The sequence below is a fragment of the Roseobacter sp. GAI101 genome (genome assembly GCF_000156335.1).
Taxonomy (GTDB): domain Bacteria; phylum Pseudomonadota; class Alphaproteobacteria; order Rhodobacterales; family Rhodobacteraceae; genus Sulfitobacter.
Genome location: NZ_DS999213.1, coordinates 297,663 through 313,908, shown reverse-complemented (window position 1 = coordinate 313,908; position 16,246 = coordinate 297,663). Strand labels below are relative to the sequence as shown.

Below are 16,246 nucleotides of genomic sequence, written 5' to 3'. Positions count from 1 at the left end.
GATGGCGAACCAGCCGCCTTTTGAAATTGCAGGTCAAAAGGTGGCCCCGGGCACCCGCACGCAGATTGACCTGCCCATTTCGATCCTGCCGGACCACACCCCTGTCGGCCTGTCGCTTGAAGTGATCCACGGCAAGCGCTCTGGCCCTACCATGTTCGTCAGTGCCGCGGTGCATGGGGATGAGCTGATCGGGGTCGAGATTGTGCGCCGTTTGCTGCGCGCGCCCCAGTTGAAATCCCTGCGCGGCACGCTGCTGGTGATTCCCGTCGTGAACTCCTTCGGGTTTCTGAACCGTTCGCGGTACCTGCCCGACCGCCGCGATCTGAACCGCTGTTTTCCGGGGCACCCATCGGGGTCGCTGGGGTCGCGTCTTGCGCATATTTTTCTGACCGAAGTCGTGTTGCGCTGCGATTTCGGCATTGATCTGCACTCCGCCGCGATCCACCGCACGAACCTGCCGCAGGTGCGGATTTCGCCCTCTGACCCGATTACCCGACGTATGGCGATCAACTTTGCCGCCCCTGTTGTGCTGACCTCGCCACTGCGCGACGGGTCGTTGCGGGCCGTGGCCGCGTCCAAGGGAACGCCTGTGCTGCTTTATGAAGCCGGCGAAGGTCTGCGCTTTGACGAGATGGCAGTGCGTGCCGGTGTTGCAGGCATCCTGCGCGTGATGCGTGCCGAAGACATGCTGCCCGCCAAGGGCATTGCCGAATCCCGCCGCCAGTCCCACGTCTGTTCCAGTTCAACCTGGCTGCGCGCCCCTGTGGGCGGGCTGCTGCGGACCTTTCGCGCCGAAGGTGAAACCGTCAAGGAAGGGGATTCGCTGGCCACGGTGTCGGACCCCTTTGGCAAGACCGAAGAAGACATCAAGGCACCCTTTGACGGCATTCTGATCGGTCGCGCGATCCTGCCCGTGGTCAATGAAGGCGACGCGGTGTTCCATCTGGCCAAGCTGATGCCGCGCGCGGTTGCAGACACGGTCGAAAACATGATCACCCAGCTTGAAAGTGATCCGCTGTTCGATGAGGACGAGATTATCTAACCTGTTGGCGTTGAGCGCTATTCGGCTTGTTCGGCCAGCAATACCGCCGAAATCGGGGCCAATGCCACCTGGCTGGCGCGGTCCTGCAAACCCCAGACCAGCAGCGCCGATATTGTCTCGGGGCGCAGTCGGCCCATCATGATAACCGACCCTTCAATTCCCGCCTTGAATGCCGCCTGATCCAGGAACCGGCGGATCACCGTGGCAGTCTGGCCCTTGCTGTCAAAGTCGCGGAAAATCGCGGAGGCAGGCACGCCTTCCTTGATCGCCAGCTTGGGCATGGTGTTCAGGCCTTTGTCTTGCGTGACCAGACCGTGACCGCCCTGCGCCAGAATAGCGGTGACCTGATCGGCAAGCCCCCTGTCGGGCTGCAAGCCGTTGCCCAGTCCTTCCAGAACGCCGATTACGTCCGGCATCCGGGTCAGGGCGACAGCCAGGGTGGTTTCCGCATCCGACGCCTGCGCCCCCTCGGGCAGATCGACCATGGCCAAAACCTCGAACCCTTCGTTGCGGTAAATCGCCATGCGATTGGCGGCGTCGGGCAGCGACACATCAATCGCAAAGCTGATCGGATACGGGAAGTTGCGCAGGGCGGCGATGCCGACCTCTCCGTCCTCAAGATCGGTGCCCTGATCGATCAGCAAGATCCCCATCAGGGGCTTATCATCGGGGTTCTCAAAGGGCCGGGCATAGCGGCTGATCGCCCCTTCGGACGCGGCCTGCTGCGGGTCCTCCTCGGTCCGTTCACCGGACAGGGCCGTCGGCAAGCGGTTCACTGTCACAGGTGCCCCCCTGGGGTCGGTGTCGGCATCAGCCGTGCGGTTGGCCGATGGGATTTTTGCCATTTTCGGCGCGGGCATCGCGGTAACTTCAGATTTTTTTGGTGCGGCTTCGACGATGACGGTGACGGGCATCTTGGGCTGCGCCTCGGTCGGGGTGGCTTGCGGGGCCTCATCTGCGGTCTCGACCGGGACATCGACGGTCGGTGCTTCCTCCGCGACCGTTTCTTCCTCTAGGGTCGGTTCCGGTACGACAGGATCAGCGACGGTTGGTTGCGCCACAACCGGAGCGGTTGGCCGAGCGAATGCGGCAGGGTCGGTCGCGATGGCGACGTCATCGCGGGCGTCAGGCTCCATCGGGGCCAAGGCCATCGGGTTTGGAAAGATCGGCGCATCCGGCGTCATTGCCGGGGGTGTCGTCTCGGTCTCTTCGGCGGACATCGCGATTTCTACGTCCTGGCCGATCTCAGGCGCGGCCAATGGGGCGGTCACCATCTCCTTGGGCGCATCGGCGCTGCTGTCGCCAATCGGCATTTCCGCAAGCGGCGCGCGTGTTATTTCGGGGGTGCTGTCCACGACGACGGGCTGGGGCGGGATCGCGTCGACCGGCACTGCGGCGGTCATGTCCTGCGGTGCGGTGTCATCCATTTGCGGTGGCGGCCCGATGGGCACCACAAAAGACACGATTCCGGCCACTACCACGCTGAACACAGCACCGATCAAGATGCCCCCGATAAAACCGCGTGCCATTGAAAAATCACTCCTGTTCATTAGTTCAGTCAAGCGCGGGTCTGACGGCCGGCTGCCCTTGACGATGGGTCTCAAGCCTGAACATGTAATGACAATCTTTATACCGTGGTTTTCCGCGGTTTCTCTAGCCCTAAACCCGGCCCCAATACAAAGAATTCGCCCATGCTGCTGCTGATAGATAATTACGACAGTTTCACTTACAACCTGGTGCACTATCTGGGGGATCTGGGCGCAAAGGTCGAAATCTGGCGAAATGATGCCATCACCGTTCAGGATGCCATGGCGATGAATCCGGCAGGAATTATCCTGTCTCCGGGCCCTTGCGATCCGGATCAGGCGGGCATCTGTCTGGCGCTGACGGCGGCGGCGGCCACGTCGCGCACCCCCCTTCTGGGCGTGTGTCTGGGCCATCAGACCCTGGGACAGGCGTTCGGCGGCAAAGTGGTACGCGCCGACGATATCGTGCACGGCAAGATGGGCCAGATGCATCACAAAGGCAAAGGCATGTTCGCCGGCCTGCCCTCTCCCTTTGCGGCAACGCGCTATCATTCGCTGGTGGTCGAACGGGCCACCCTGCCCGATCGTCTTGAGATCACGGCAGAGCTGGAAGACGGCACCATCATGGGCCTGCAACACCGCGACCTGCCTTTGCATGGCGTGCAATTCCATCCGGAATCGATCCGGTCGGAGCACGGCCATCAGATGCTGCAAAACTTTCTGGACGAACTTAAGGTGCCCGCATGAGCGAACTTCTCAAACCACTCATCGATGCCGCGGCCAATGGCCCGCTGACCCGCGCCCAGGCCGAAGAGGCGTTCGGCATCCTGTTCAACGGCGAGGCAACGCCCAGCCAGATCGGCGGCTTCTTGATGGCGCTGCGCACCCGCGGCGAGACGGTGGATGAATATGCCGCTGCCGCCTATGTGATGCGCGCCAGATGCAATCCGGTGAAGGCCCCTGCCGGGGCGATGGACATCGTCGGCACTGGCGGCGACGGCAAGGGAACGCTGAACATCTCGACCGCGACGGCCTTCGTCGTGGCCGGTGCGGGCGTGGTCGTGGCCAAGCATGGCAACCGAAATCTGTCGTCCAAATCGGGGGCCGCAGATGCGCTGACGCAGATGGGCCTCAAGGTCATGGTCGGCCCCAAAGTGGTTGAAGCGTCACTGAAAGAGGCCGGGATCGGCTTTATGATGGCCCCGATGCACCACCCTGCCACGGCCCATGTGATGCCCACGCGGTCCGAACTGGGGACCCGCACGATCTTCAACATTCTTGGCCCCCTGACCAACCCCGCCGGCGTGACACGGCAATTGACCGGCGCATACCGCCGAGATCTGATCCGCCCGATGGCGGAAACACTTGGTGCTCTGGGGTCGGAGAAGGCCTGGCTGGTGCATGGGTCCGACGGGACGGATGAACTGACCATCACCGGCGTCAGCTGGGTTGCCGCGCTGAACCCCGACGGCACCGTGACGGAATTCGAGGTTACCCCCGAAGATGCAGGCCTGCCCGTGCATCCCTTCGAGGATATCGTCGGCGGCACCCCCGAAGAAAATGCACGTGATTTCAACGCATTGCTGGACGGCACCCCGTCAGCCTACCGCGATGCAGTGCTGCTGAATTCTGCGGCGGCGTTGGTCGTGGCGGACGCGGCACCCGACCTGAAGGCGGGCGTCGAAATGGCTCGCACCAGCATCGACAGCGGGGCCGCACGCGACAAGATCACCCAAGTGGCCCGTATCACGCACTCAGCATGAGCGCGCTGGACCTGACGCGCCTTGGCGCATGGCGCGACCTGCCGTTTTTCACCGACACCCTGCCGGGGATCTGCGACGCCCTGGAGGCAGATCCCCGGGCAACCCTACCCGCCGCGTCGCAGATCTTTGCGGCGCTCGAGCAGACCCGGCCCGATGACGTCCGCGTCGTGATCCTGGGGCAAGACCCCTATCCCACGCCCGGCCACGCCCATGGGCTGGCCTTTTCCGCCGAGGCCACGACCACGCCGTTGCCACGGTCCCTGTCCAATATCTTCAAGGAGATGCGCGAGGATATCGGCGCGGCACCGGACACCGCCGACCTGCGCTTCTGGGCAGATCAGGGCGTTTTGCTGCTGAACACCACGCTTACCGTGCCTGCTGGCAACGCTGGCGGCCATTCGACGCTGGGTTGGCAAGAGTTGACCGCGCAAATCTTGCAGCGCATCAGCGACCGGCCGCGCGTCTACCTGCTGTGGGGGGCGCACGCCCAGAAAGCGGCAAGGGATGTGGACCCCGAAATCAACCTCAAACTTGAGACCGCGCACCCGTCGCCCCTGTCCGCGCGGCGTGGCTTTTTCGGGTCGCGCCCGTTTTCACGCAGCAATGACTGGTTGCGCGCCCATGGCCAAAGCGCCATAAACTGGGCAACCCCGGAGGCAGTATGACCGATACCATTCTAGACAAGATCAAAGCCTACAAGCTGGACGAAATCGCCGCCGACAAAGCTGCCAAGCCGCTTGAGACGGTCGAGGCCGAGGCCCGCGCCGCATCGCCCGTGCGCCCCTTTGCCGACGCGCTGTTCGATGCCGCCCGCGAAGGCTATGGCCTGATCGCCGAGATCAAGAAAGCCAGCCCGTCCAAAGGGTTGATCCGCGCCGATTTCGACCCTGCTGCCTTGGCCGAAGCCTATGCCGCGGGCGGTGCCACCTGTCTTTCGGTCCTGACGGACACCCCCAGCTTTCAAGGGTCCAAGGACTATCTGGTCGCCGCGCGCGAGGCCTGCACCCTGCCCGTGCTGCGCAAGGATTTCATGTACGACACCTATCAGGTCGCCGAAGCCCGCGCCCTTGGGGCTGATTGCATCCTGATCATCATGGCGTCGGTCAGCGACGCGCAGGCGCTTGAACTGGAAGAAGCCGCCGCCGATTGGGGCATGGATGCGCTGATCGAGGTGCATGACAAGGCTGAACTGGACCGCGCCGGCGCGCTCAAAAGCCGCTTGATCGGCATCAACAACCGCAACCTCAAGACCTTTGAGACGTCTTTGGACACCACGCGGACGCTATCCAAACACGTTGACGAGAAAAAGATGATCGTGTCTGAATCCGGCCTCAACACGCCTGAGGATCTGGCGGATATGGCCCGCTATGGCGCGCGGGTCTTTTTGATCGGGGAAAGCCTGATGCGACAGGACGATGTCGAAGCGGCCACCCGCTCCCTCTTGGCAAACCCGCTGCGCCCCGGAGGGCTGTAAATGACGCTGACGCATTTCGACGGCAAGGGCGACGCGCACATGGTCGACGTGTCCGACAAGGCTGTGACTTCGCGGATTGCCACGGCTGAAAACTACATCAAGATGAAGCGTGAAACCTTTGATATCATTACCGAAGGTCGGGCCAAGAAGGGCGATGTTCTGGGCGTGGCGCGCCTTGCTGGTATCATGGCGGCAAAACGCACCGCCGACCTGATCCCGCTTTGTCATCCCTTGCCCATCACCAAAGTGGCCGTCGAATTGACACCCGATCCCGATCTGCCCGGCATCCGCATAGAGGCGACCGTCAAGACCACCGGCCAGACCGGCGTCGAGATGGAGGCGCTGACCGCCGCATCTGTCGCAGCCCTGACGGTTTATGACATGGCCAAGGCCGTCGACAAAGCCATGGAGATTGGCGGCCTGCGGGTCATGCTGAAAGACGGCGGCAAATCGGGCCGATACGAGGCAAGCTGATCATGGACGCTCGGTCGCTTGATCAACGGACGGACCGGTTGGAAACACGCGACCACTGGCCAAGCATTTGAAGACTGGGAAAAAGCCCAAATCGCAGCAGAGGTAACCCCATGATTTCAGTCGAAGACGCCCTGTTCCACCTGTTCGATCTCGTCTCGCCTATCGGAAGCGAACAGGTCCCGCTGCGCCGGGCGGCGGGGCGTGTCTTGGCGCAGGATGTTACTGCGACCCGCACACAACCGCCCTTTGCCGCGTCGTCGATGGATGGCTATGCCCTGCGCCGCGCCGAGGTGGAACCCGACGCGATGTTCAAGGTCATCGGCGAGGCCGCCGCGGGCCACCGGTTCGAGGGGACCGTGAAGCCCGGTCAGGCCGTGCGGATCTTTACAGGAGCACCGATCCCCGACGGCGCTGATTTTGTCGTCATCCAAGAAGACACGACACGCCGCGGTGATCTGCTGATGCTGGGGCATGACATTGACGGCAAAGACAATATCCGCCCCGCCGGAGGTGACTTCAAAGCCGGCGATGTGATCAAGGCTCCGCGCATCCTGCGCCCTGCCGATATCGCCTTGCTGGCCGCGATGAACGTCGCTGACGTGTCCGTCCACATCATGCCGCAGGTCGCGATCATTGCAACGGGGGATGAATTGGTACAGCCGGGCGAAGACCCCGGCCCTGACCAGATCATCGCGTCAAACAGTTTTGGTCTGGCCGCCTTGCTGGAACAGATCGGCGCACGCTGCCGGATGATCCCCATCGCGCGGGACACGGCGGGCTCCCTGACGCAGGCTTTCAAGATTGCGCGCACTGCGGATTTGATCATCACTATTGGCGGCGCATCTGTCGGCGATCACGATCTTGTCGCCCCGGTGGCTGCGGAATTGGGGATGGAACAGTCGTTCTACAAAGTCGCGATGCGCCCCGGCAAACCCCTGATGGCGGGACGTCTGCGTGATGTGCCGATGATCGGCCTGCCCGGCAATCCGGTGTCGGCCATGGTCTGTGGCGTGATCTTCGTGGCCCCCGTGATCCGCAAAATGCTGGGCCTGCCCGCGCAGGCCGCGCCACGCACGTCGATGCCGCTGGCCTGCGATCTGCCGCAAGGGGGACCACGTGCCCACTACATGCGCGCCACTCTGCGCGATGGCGCGGTCCTGCCCGAAGGAAATCAGGACAGTTCTCTGCTGAGCGTTCTGGCTCAAGCCGATGTTTTGATGGTGCGCCCGCCCCATGATGCGCCGCGTGAAATCGGTGACATGGTCGACTGTATCCTCCTGTAAGAGTTGACACAAAACAAGAACATCCCTAGAACAAACCCAAACCAATGATCTCAGGGGATGCACGGATGCTGACGAAGAAACAACTCGACTTGCTGGCTTTTATTCACAAGCGGGTGCAGCGTGATGGTGTACCGCCCAGCTTTGACGAGATGAAAGAGGCGTTGGATCTGCGGTCGAAATCCGGCATCCACCGTCTGATCACGGCACTTGAGGAACGCGGATTTATCCGCCGTCTGGCCCACCGCGCCCGCGCGATCGAGGTTGTGAAATTGCCCGACAGCATGGGCGGCCTGCCCGGTTCGGGCTTTACGCCTCGGGTGATTGACGGGGACCGGCCTGACATGCCGCCGCCTGCCGCGGCACAGCCCGTATCGAACGCGTCCTTCGACATTCCGATGATGGGCCGTATCGCCGCCGGTGTCCCGATTGAGGCGATATCGACAATGACCCACTCCGTTGCTGTGCCCGGTAGTATGGTCAGCGGCAGAGGTGAACACTATGCGCTTGAAGTCAAAGGCGATTCCATGATCGACGCCGGGATCAACGATGGCGATGTCGTGGTGATCCGCGAGACATCCGTGGCCGACAATGGCGATATCGTGGTGGCGCTGGTCGAAGACCACGAAGCAACGCTGAAGACCTTCAAACGCCACGGCAGTTCCATCGCCCTGGAGGCCGCGAACCCCGCCTACGAGACGCGGGTGTTACCCGCCGACAAGGTCAAGGTTCAGGGCCGTCTGGTCGGGTTGATCCGGACCTATTGATTCTTGCGATCAGGCCAATTGGTCCACAACCGTGCGCCTGCCATCTGGCGCGCGGTTCGCGTTTTTATCCTGCCGTCAACCTCGGACAGCGAAACGGCCCCTGTTGTGCGCAGGCTGATCGGGTCGAACAGCGTGCATTCCCCGATATCCCCTTCAACCTCGACCGATGCGACGACGATCTGACCGCTGTGGCAGCCGCCAAAGGCCGCCACAGCGCGTTTTCCTGACAGGTGGATGATCTCTTGACCGGCCAACGCCATCCTGTCCCCCCAGCGGGCCGCAGCGGCGGGTTGATCGGCCCCGTCCCCGTCATTTTCCAACCAGTTGAGGGCGATGAATCCCGCCCCTTTCGGTTTGCTTAGCGCGCGGCCCTGCGGTGTGATCACGCCAACGATGCCACCCGTATCGGCGATCAGCACTGCCGGGCGCGTAGCCCCGTGCCACAGGACAAAGCCTGCCAACACAGCCCCAAGCCCCGCGAGGCGCAACCACCCCTGCCACAACAACAGCCATAGGAACCCGGAAGCCAGCAGGGGCAACACCCATGGCCCCGGTCCTTTGACAAAGCCTTGCGCACCTTTGATATCGGCGACGAAGGCAGCGACGCCAAGGATCCAGCGCAGGCCAAGCCCCATGACCCAAAGCGCCGCCGGATCAAACCCGAAGGGCGACAACACCAGCGCGGCAACCGCTGCGGGCATGACCATGACACCCATCAGCGGTACCGATGCCAGATTCGCCACCAACCCGTAATGCGCGATCGTGTTGAAATGTGCCGCCCCTACCGGTGCCGTGAACAGCCCCGCAATTGCCGAGGAAATGAACGTGCTCACCACCGGAGCCAGCCATTTTTGCCCGAAAGTCAAATTCACATTCCGCAGCCAGCCAAACACGGCCACCAGCGCTGTGGTCGCGGCAAAGGACATCTGGAACCCCGGCCCCATCAACGCTTCGGGCCGCAGGACCAACACGATCGTCGCGGCAATCGCCACGGCGCGTATGCTGAGCGCCTTTCGCCCCAGCATCAGCGCGCCCAACGCCACCGACACCATGATGAACGCCCGCTCCGTCGCGACATTGCCCCCCGACAGCGCCAGATAGCCCGACGCCACGATCAGGGCACCGGCCGCAGCAATGCTGCGCGTGGGCCAGCGCAGGGCGACCCACGGCACGAGGCAAAGCAGTACCCGCAACGCGCCGAAGACCACTGCACATAAAAGCCCCATGTGCAGACCCGAAATTGCCAGTAAATGCGCAAGGTTGCTGGCCCGTAGATTGTACAGCGCCATTTGGCTGATGGCACTGCGATCCCCTGTGGTGATTGCGCTGGCAAAGCCGCCGATATCCCCCGGCAGTGTGCCCTGGATGTGCGCCGATGCCGCCATGCGCAGACGGAAAACTGCAAGCCCCGCGTGCCCGTCCGATGCCTCGGCCACCCCCAACAGCGGTGTGCGGGTATAGCCCACGGCCCCCAACCGCGCGAACCACGCGTGGCGTTGAAAATCAAAGCCTCCTGGTTCAACAGCCCCGCTGGGCGGCGACAGATGCCCGGTCGTCATGACGCGCAAGCCCGGCTCTGGCAGAATGCTGTTGGTCTGATCGCCATGCAGCGAGATGCGTACGCGGTCGGGCGTGCGGTGCGGCGGCACACGGTCAAGGACGACACGGTCCAACGTCAGGCGCAGGGCATCGGACTGGCTGCGGTCCATCGCGACGATCCGCCCTTCGATGCTGCCGTAATAGCGCCAGCCCAGAACCGGGCTTGCCACGCTGTGGGCGCGCCACGCGGCAAGGTCAAAACCGATCAGCAGCAGCGCCCCAGCCATCACCACAGGCGACACCGCTTCGGGGACATACCGCGCCACCAGGACCAGCGCTGCGGCACCAGCAGCGACGGCCCCCAGCCAGATCAAGGATGGTTCGACCCTGAGGGAAAAATACATGCCGATGCCGCAAGCCAGCATAACCGGCACCCAACCGAACAGATGCCCCCGCTGCCGCTGCATCATCTGCGCAAGACCTTGCAACAGGCCCATACTTGCCCCCGATCCCCGCACTGGGTAGATAGGCGCTAACGCTATCCGCAAGATGGTTAGCAAATGATAAACGGCCCCCGCATCAGGGCGTGCCAATACGATTTTCTGAAAGGACGCCTGTTTCATGCCAACGCCTGTGGTCACCCGTTTCGCCCCGTCTCCGACCGGATATTTGCACATTGGCGGGGCGCGCACGGCGCTGTTCAACTGGCTTTATGCGCGCGGCCGCGGTGGCAAGTTCCTGCTGCGCATCGAAGACACCGACCGTGTCCGCCACACCCCCGAAGCCACCGATGCAATCCTGCAAGGGATGGCCTGGCTGGGTCTGGACCATGATGGCGATATCGTCAGCCAGTTCGACAATGCCCCCCGCCATGCCGAAGTCGCTCTTGAACTGCTTGCCGCTGGCAAGGCCTACAAGTGCTTTGCCAGCCAGGAAGAAATCGCCGAGTTCCGCGATACCGCCAAGGCCGAAGGCCGCAGCACACTGTATCATTCGCCGTGGCGCGATGCGGACCCGGCCACCCACCCCGACGCGCCCTATGTGGTGCGCATCAAGGCCCCGCAAAGCGGCGAGACGGTTATTCAGGACCGCGTTCAAGGCGACGTGAGAATCGGTAATGACCAGCTGGACGACATGGTTCTGTTACGTTCCGATGGTACGCCCGTTTATATGCTGGCTGTTGTCGTTGATGACCATGATATGGGCGTGACCCATGTGATCCGAGGCGACGACCACCTCAACAATGCCGCGCGACAGATGATGATCTATACCGCGATGGGCTGGGACGTGCCCGTGTGGGCGCATATACCGCTGATCCACGGGCCCGACGGCAAGAAACTGTCGAAACGCCACGGTGCCTTGGGCGCGCAGGAATATCAGGCGATGGGCTATCCCGCTGCTGGCATGCGCAACTATCTGGCCCGCTTGGGCTGGAGCCACGGTGATGACGAATTCTTTACCGATGCGCAGGCCCAGGAATGGTTCGATCTGGATGGAATCCGCAAAAGCCCCGCCCAGTTCGACCTGAAAAAACTGGAAAATATCTGCGGTCTGCATATTGCGGCAAGCGATGATGCCGCACTGCGGCGTGAGATCGAGGGATATTTGAAGGCAGCCGGCCTGCCTGCCTTGACGGAAGCCCAGGCACAGGGCCTCGAGCGCGCAATGTATTGCCTTAAAGATCGCGCGAAGAAGTTCCCGGAACTCCTTGAGAAGGCAGCATTTGTACTGAATGCGCGCCCCATTCAGCCCGATGAGAAAGCGATAAAGCATCTCGACGATGTATCCCGTGGTATACTGACAGAATTGACGCCGCAGTTGCAAAATGTTAGTTGGACCAAAGAAACGCTGGAAGAGACGCTGAACGGCTTTGCAGCCGAGCATGACACCAAATTCGGTAAATTGGCGGGGCCGCTGCGCGCAGCCCTTGCCGGACGGGCTGCCACGCCATCGGTATTCGATATGATGCTGGTGTTGGGGCGCGAGGAAAGCCTTGCCCGACTGAAAGATGCCGCTATTTGAAGTTTGTTTAAGCAAATCTCAAGAAAGCGAGAGATAACAGAAGACGTGGATCAATTCAGATCCAGGTCGGAAGGTGCCAGAACGTGCGCCGCACATGACAGAGAGGGACTTCATGGCCGAGAGTACAAAATCCGCAACGTTGACCATTGACGGCAACAGCTTTGAATTGCCCATTTATTCGCCGACCGAAGGTCCGGATGTGATGGATATCCGCAAACTCTACGCGCAGGCGAACATATTTACCTACGATCCCGGCTTTACCTCGACGGCGGCGTGCGACAGCACGATCACCTTCATCGACGGGGACAAAGGCATCCTGCTGCACCGTGGGTATCCGATCGACCAGCTGGCCGGCAAATCCCATTACCTCGAGGTGTGTTACCTGCTGCTTTACGGCAATCTGCCTTCCCCGAAGGAATTGGAAGAGTTTGAAAATCTGGTGACCAACCACACCATGATTCACGAACAGATGATCAACTTCTTCCGCGGCTTCCGCCGGGATGCACACCCGATGGCGATCATGGTCGGCGTCGTGGGCGCGATGTCTGCGTTCTATCATGACAGCACCGACATCAACGACGCGCACCAGCGCGAGGTTGCAACCATCCGCCTGATCGCCAAGATGCCGACAATTGCGGCAATGGCGTATAAATACACGATCGGTCAGCCTTTCGTTTATCCGCGTAACGACGTGGACTATGCCGGTAACTTCCTGCGCATGTGTTTCGCCGTGCCCGCAGAAGAATATGTGGTCGATCCTATTCTGGCCCGCGCCATGGACCGCATCTTTACCCTGCATGCGGATCACGAACAGAACGCCTCGACCTCTACCGTGCGTCTGGCGTCGTCCTCCGGTGCGAACCCGTTCGCCTGTATCGCGGCGGGCATTGCCTGTCTTTGGGGCCCTGCCCATGGTGGTGCGAACCAGGCCTGTCTCGAGATGCTCAAGGAAATCGGTACACCAGACCGCATTTCCGAATTCATTGCCCGCGCCAAGGACAAGAACGACCCGTTCCGCCTGATGGGCTTCGGACACCGCGTCTACAAGAACTTCGATCCCCGCGCGACTGTCATGAAAGAAAGCGCAGACGAAGTGCTGGAACTGCTGGGCGTTGAAAACAACCCCATCCTGCAGGTCGCAAAAGAGCTTGAGAAACAGGCGCTTGAGGATCCGTATTTCGCCGAGAAGAAACTGTTTCCGAATGTCGATTTCTATTCCGGCATCATCCTTGAAGCGATGGGTTTCCCGACTTCGATGTTCACGCCAATCTTCGCGCTGGCGCGTACCGTCGGCTGGATTTCGCAGTGGAAAGAGCAGATCAGTGATCCACAGCTAAAAATCGGTCGCCCGCGCCAGTTGTATCTGGGCGAGACAATGCGCGACTACGTTGATATCGAAAAGCGCTGAAGACTGATAGTCAAACGACAGAAAGCCCTGCTAATCAGCGGGGCTTTTTTCTTAGTACCTCCCCTGCTCACGGGGTCTGCCCTTAAAACCCCACAGGGCTGGCAAAACGGCCAAACGCAGCAGAATCACATACACTTGCCGCCGCGTGTTCAAAGCCCGCAAAACTTGAAAATTGTTTCGAAAGACTTTTGGCATTATCGAAACCAACCGCGCTGAAATACGGCTTTTTCGTGTCTTTGTTTCGCCCAACTATACAATCGGTCAACGTTATTGACCCGTGCCGTTTAACGGCCCAAGTATAGGGTTAACAGCTGAGGTTTTCCTGATGCGGGTCTTTAATAGGGCCACGGCATCCATGGACGGCATCATGCACATAACGACAGAAGGGAAGCAGCGATGGCAGTTTCACAGACACAGGCCGGACTGCTATGGGACAATGCAACCAGCTTTGCGTCGAAAGATGCCTTGCGGCAGACGGCCCCCTTGGGGTCCTTGGTTCATGATACCCGGCAAAATTGCGACCAGATCGCCGTAGTGTATGACAAGGGGCAAAGACCCCCACACATCACGATCAACCGTGTCTCGGGATCGGTTCATACGGTTTTGGCGGATGGCATCGCTGTCGCCGTCGTTGCCAGTGCGTCGCGCCCCGTCTTGAATCCGGATGACGTTCTGCTGGTCGAACGGACGGTTTAGAACCGCCCGCTCAAATGGGGTTTAACGCCCCTCGAACGCTGCAGGGCGCTTTTGCATGAAGGCGATCACGCCTTCCTTGAAGTCGCGCGATTGGCCACATTTACCCTGTTCACGCGCCTCGAGCGACAGCTGGTCCTCGAACGAATTGTCCCAGCTTTCGCGGATCGCCGTTTTCGCAGCCGCATAGGCCGCGGTCGGTCCATTGGCCAGTTGCGCAGCCTTTGCCCGCCAATGCGCGTCAAAGCTTGCGTCTGGCACGGCTTCCCAGATCATGCCCCAATCATCGGCCTGACGGGCACTGATCTTGTCGGCAAACAGCGCAGCCCCCATCGCCTTGGCCATGCCCATCTGACGCGGCAGCGTGTACGTACCGCCAGCATCCGGGATCAGACCGATGCGGGTAAAGGCCTGAAGAAAATAAGAGGATTCAGTCGCGAAAACCACATCCGTCGCCAGAGCCAGATTGGCACCGGCACCCGCTGCAGCACCGTTGACCGCAGCGATCGTCGGGACCGGACAATTGGTGATGGCGCGCAACATCGGCGCGTATTCGTCGCGCAAGGTCCGTTCAAGGTCCATCGCTGCCGCCGTGCCGCCATCGCCCAGATCCTGACCGGAACAAAACGCCCGTCCCGCCCCGGTGATCACCACGCAGCGCGCCTGCTTGCCGCCTTCGGTAAATGCATGTTCGATTTCGGCCCGCATCTGCGTGGTCAGCGCGTTCATCTTGTCGGGGCGGTTCAGCGTGATCACGGCCAAGCCATCAGTCACGTCAAATGTCAGTGTTTGGTAGTCCATGGGTCGGGTCCTATCTGCGATTTTCCGCAGTCTATCCGACTGTTCCGCCAGAGCCAGCGAAACCCCGCGTTACCCGTTCAGAATATCATCTAGCCGCGCTTTTTCCTCCGCGCTCAGCGGCGTTTGGTCCGCTGCGGGTGCCGATGAGCGGCCGCGCAGATAGCCATAGCCCAATCCCCCCGCCAGAAGCAGCATCAAAGGCCCCGCCCCCCACAACAACCAGGTCGAGCCTGACACGGGCGGGTTTAGCAAAACATATTCGCCATAGCGCGCGACAATGAAATCCACCGCTTCGGCGTCGCTGTCACCGGCGACCAGCCGTTCGCGCAGCAAGATCCGAAGATCCCGCGCCAGGCTCGCGTTGCTTTCATCAATGCTTTCGTTCCGGCAGACCAGACAGCGCAGGCCCTTGGACAGCTCGCGGGCGCGCTGTTCCAAGACCGGGTCAGACAGGATCTCATCAGGCTGCACGGCTAGGGCGGGCGTGACCAGCAGCATCAGCGCAAGAACAAGCCCCCTCATTCCGCTGGCACCGCACGGGTCGTCTTGGCCGCGCCAGCCGCCACGCGGAACCGCCTGTCCGTCAGGCTAAGCAGACCACCAAGAGCCATCAACGCACAGCCGATCCAGATCCAGTTCGTCATCGGCTTGATATAGGTCCGGATCACCCAGCCGCCATTGTCCTGTTCGTCCCCGATAACGACATAGACGTCGCGCGCCAGATTATAGTCGATGGCCGCTTCGGTCGTAGGCATCTGCGCCACGGGATAAAAGCGTTTTTCCGGCCGCAATTGTGAAATCTCCTTACCGTCGCGCAGCAAGGTCACGCTGCCCATGGTCGACACATAGTTGGGGCCCTGCAGTTGTTCGACCTTGTCCAGCTGGACGGTATAGTTTCCAACGTCATAAGAGTCGCCCAATTGCACGGCGCGGATGTCGTCGATGCTCCAGGCTGTCAGACCAGCGATGCCCGCCATGGTCACCCCAAGCCCGGCATGGGCAACCATCTTGCCCCAATCGGCCCTTGGAAGCCGTGTCAGACGGGCCAGACGCCCGCTGCTGCGGCCCGTACGGCCCCACAGATCGACAATGGTGCCCATGATGATCCAGGCCCCCAGAAACAGGCCAACCGGCCCAAGCAAACTGCGCCCGGTCTGCATGGCAAAGGCCAGCCCACCGACCGCGATTGCCAGCACGAACACATAGCGCAGCGGTTTCAGAGCGCGGCCCAGATGCGCGCGCTTCCAGGGCATCGCGGACCCGATCGGCAAAACGAGCCCCAGCAGCACCATGAAAGGGGTGAAGGCCGCGTCGAAAAACGGCGGTCCGACACTCAGCTTGCGGTCAAAGAACATCTCGGCCAACAGAGGCCACATGGTACCGGTGAAGACCACGAAACAGGACACCGCCAGCAGGACGTTGTTTACCAGCAATGCCGATTCGCGGCTCACCATGCT

General features: G+C 61.3%; 16 protein-coding genes. 11 read left to right on the top strand and 5 right to left on the bottom strand.

Features of this window, described 5'->3' with window-relative positions:
• The first annotated feature begins 1 nt into the window (after position 1).
• Positions 2–1,042 (top strand): succinylglutamate desuccinylase/aspartoacylase family protein, encoded by a 1,041-nt coding sequence (locus RGAI101_RS01435; protein WP_008228363.1) that lies wholly within the window; start codon positions 2–4, stop codon positions 1,040–1,042.
• 17 nt (positions 1,043–1,059) lie between these two features.
• Here RGAI101_RS01435 and RGAI101_RS01430 read toward each other — a convergent pair whose 3' ends face one another.
• Positions 1,060–2,571, bottom strand: a complete 1,512-nt coding sequence (locus RGAI101_RS01430; RefSeq protein ID WP_037227090.1) for a divergent polysaccharide deacetylase family protein — start codon at positions 2,569–2,571, stop codon at positions 1,060–1,062.
• A gap of 162 nt (positions 2,572–2,733) precedes the next feature.
• On the opposite strand from RGAI101_RS01430, the gene RGAI101_RS01425 reads away from it, so the two are divergent.
• From RGAI101_RS01425 to lexA, 7 genes are all read left to right on the top strand, one after another.
• Entirely contained in the window at positions 2,734–3,315 is a 582-nt protein-coding gene (locus tag RGAI101_RS01425; RefSeq protein ID WP_008227102.1) for an anthranilate synthase component II, read from the top strand.
• Positions 3,312–4,331, top strand: coding sequence for an anthranilate phosphoribosyltransferase (gene trpD / locus RGAI101_RS01420; protein WP_008228307.1), 1,020 nt, complete (start codon positions 3,312–3,314; stop codon positions 4,329–4,331). The genes RGAI101_RS01425 and trpD overlap by 4 nt, the downstream gene beginning before the upstream one ends.
• On the top strand, positions 4,328–4,996 hold the full coding sequence (locus tag RGAI101_RS01415; RefSeq protein ID WP_008228292.1) for a uracil-DNA glycosylase: 669 nt from the start codon (positions 4,328–4,330) through the stop codon (positions 4,994–4,996). The genes trpD and RGAI101_RS01415 overlap by 4 nt, the downstream gene beginning before the upstream one ends.
• Complete coding sequence (trpC, locus tag RGAI101_RS01410) at positions 4,993–5,805, top strand: indole-3-glycerol phosphate synthase TrpC (RefSeq protein WP_008228966.1); 813 nt, start codon at positions 4,993–4,995, stop codon at positions 5,803–5,805. The genes RGAI101_RS01415 and trpC overlap by 4 nt, the downstream gene beginning before the upstream one ends.
• Complete coding sequence (gene moaC / locus RGAI101_RS01405) at positions 5,806–6,279, top strand: cyclic pyranopterin monophosphate synthase MoaC (RefSeq protein WP_037227088.1); 474 nt, start codon at positions 5,806–5,808, stop codon at positions 6,277–6,279. It begins immediately after the preceding gene.
• A 110-nt stretch (positions 6,280–6,389) separates the two neighbouring features.
• A complete protein-coding gene (locus RGAI101_RS01400; RefSeq protein ID WP_008226953.1) occupies positions 6,390–7,562 on the top strand; it encodes a molybdopterin molybdotransferase MoeA in 1,173 nt (390 codons plus the stop codon).
• A 65-nt stretch (positions 7,563–7,627) separates the two neighbouring features.
• Entirely contained in the window at positions 7,628–8,326 is a 699-nt protein-coding gene (lexA, locus tag RGAI101_RS01395) for a transcriptional repressor LexA (protein WP_037228866.1), read from the top strand.
• Here lexA and RGAI101_RS01390 read toward each other — a convergent pair.
• A complete protein-coding gene (locus tag RGAI101_RS01390; protein ID WP_008227169.1) occupies positions 8,320–10,362 on the bottom strand; it encodes a ComEC/Rec2 family competence protein in 2,043 nt (680 codons plus the stop codon). The two genes, lexA and RGAI101_RS01390, sit on opposite strands and share 7 nt — an antisense overlap.
• A 124-nt stretch (positions 10,363–10,486) precedes the next feature.
• Between RGAI101_RS01390 and gltX the strand changes: the two genes are divergently transcribed.
• From gltX to RGAI101_RS01375, 3 genes are all read left to right on the top strand, one after another.
• Entirely contained in the window at positions 10,487–11,887 is a 1,401-nt protein-coding gene (gene gltX, locus RGAI101_RS01385) for a glutamate--tRNA ligase (protein WP_008225912.1), read from the top strand.
• Positions 11,888–11,999: 112 nt separating this feature from the next.
• Positions 12,000–13,295, top strand: coding sequence for a citrate synthase (locus RGAI101_RS01380; protein ID WP_008225877.1), 1,296 nt, complete (start codon positions 12,000–12,002; stop codon positions 13,293–13,295).
• Positions 13,296–13,691: 396 nt separating this feature from the next.
• Positions 13,692–13,991: a hypothetical protein gene (locus RGAI101_RS01375; protein ID WP_008226351.1), complete on the top strand. Its 300-nt coding sequence runs from the start codon at positions 13,692–13,694 to the stop codon at positions 13,989–13,991.
• Between the two features lie 21 nt (positions 13,992–14,012).
• Here RGAI101_RS01375 and RGAI101_RS01370 read toward each other — a convergent pair whose 3' ends face one another.
• The 3 genes from RGAI101_RS01370 to RGAI101_RS01360 all read right to left on the bottom strand — a co-directional run.
• Entirely contained in the window at positions 14,013–14,789 is a 777-nt protein-coding gene (locus RGAI101_RS01370) for an enoyl-CoA hydratase-related protein (protein WP_008228400.1), read from the bottom strand.
• 69 nt (positions 14,790–14,858) lie between these two features.
• The gene (locus RGAI101_RS01365) at positions 14,859–15,311 is read right to left on the bottom strand and encodes a cytochrome c-type biogenesis protein (RefSeq protein WP_008227126.1); all 453 of its coding nucleotides are present in this window, start codon (positions 15,309–15,311) and stop codon (positions 14,859–14,861) included.
• The coding region (locus tag RGAI101_RS01360) for a cytochrome c-type biogenesis CcmF C-terminal domain-containing protein (RefSeq protein WP_302621176.1) at positions 15,308–16,246 on the bottom strand (939 nt) is incomplete at its 5' end. The genes RGAI101_RS01365 and RGAI101_RS01360, both read right to left, overlap by 4 nt.

Bases quoted from the DNA above. Each gene is read 5' to 3' on its own strand.
- RGAI101_RS01435 (WP_008228363.1), top strand. From the start codon at position 2: ATGGCGAACCAGCCGCCTTTTGAAATTGCAGGTCAAAAGGTGGCCCCG.
- RGAI101_RS01430 (WP_037227090.1), bottom strand. From the start codon at position 2,571: ATGGCACGCGGTTTTATCGGGGGCATCTTGATCGGTGCTGTGTTCAGC.
- RGAI101_RS01425 (WP_008227102.1), top strand. From the start codon at position 2,734: ATGCTGCTGCTGATAGATAATTACGACAGTTTCACTTACAACCTGGTG.
- trpD (WP_008228307.1), top strand. From the start codon at position 3,312: ATGAGCGAACTTCTCAAACCACTCATCGATGCCGCGGCCAATGGCCCG.
- RGAI101_RS01415 (WP_008228292.1), top strand. From the start codon at position 4,328: ATGAGCGCGCTGGACCTGACGCGCCTTGGCGCATGGCGCGACCTGCCG.
- trpC (WP_008228966.1), top strand. From the start codon at position 4,993: ATGACCGATACCATTCTAGACAAGATCAAAGCCTACAAGCTGGACGAA.
- moaC (WP_037227088.1), top strand. From the start codon at position 5,806: ATGACGCTGACGCATTTCGACGGCAAGGGCGACGCGCACATGGTCGAC.
- RGAI101_RS01400 (WP_008226953.1), top strand. From the start codon at position 6,390: ATGATTTCAGTCGAAGACGCCCTGTTCCACCTGTTCGATCTCGTCTCG.
- lexA (WP_037228866.1), top strand. From the start codon at position 7,628: ATGCTGACGAAGAAACAACTCGACTTGCTGGCTTTTATTCACAAGCGG.
- RGAI101_RS01390 (WP_008227169.1), bottom strand. From the start codon at position 10,362: ATGGGCCTGTTGCAAGGTCTTGCGCAGATGATGCAGCGGCAGCGGGGG.
- gltX (WP_008225912.1), top strand. From the start codon at position 10,487: ATGCCAACGCCTGTGGTCACCCGTTTCGCCCCGTCTCCGACCGGATAT.
- RGAI101_RS01380 (WP_008225877.1), top strand. From the start codon at position 12,000: ATGGCCGAGAGTACAAAATCCGCAACGTTGACCATTGACGGCAACAGC.
- RGAI101_RS01375 (WP_008226351.1), top strand. From the start codon at position 13,692: ATGGCAGTTTCACAGACACAGGCCGGACTGCTATGGGACAATGCAACC.
- RGAI101_RS01370 (WP_008228400.1), bottom strand. From the start codon at position 14,789: ATGGACTACCAAACACTGACATTTGACGTGACTGATGGCTTGGCCGTG.
- RGAI101_RS01365 (WP_008227126.1), bottom strand. From the start codon at position 15,311: ATGAGGGGGCTTGTTCTTGCGCTGATGCTGCTGGTCACGCCCGCCCTA.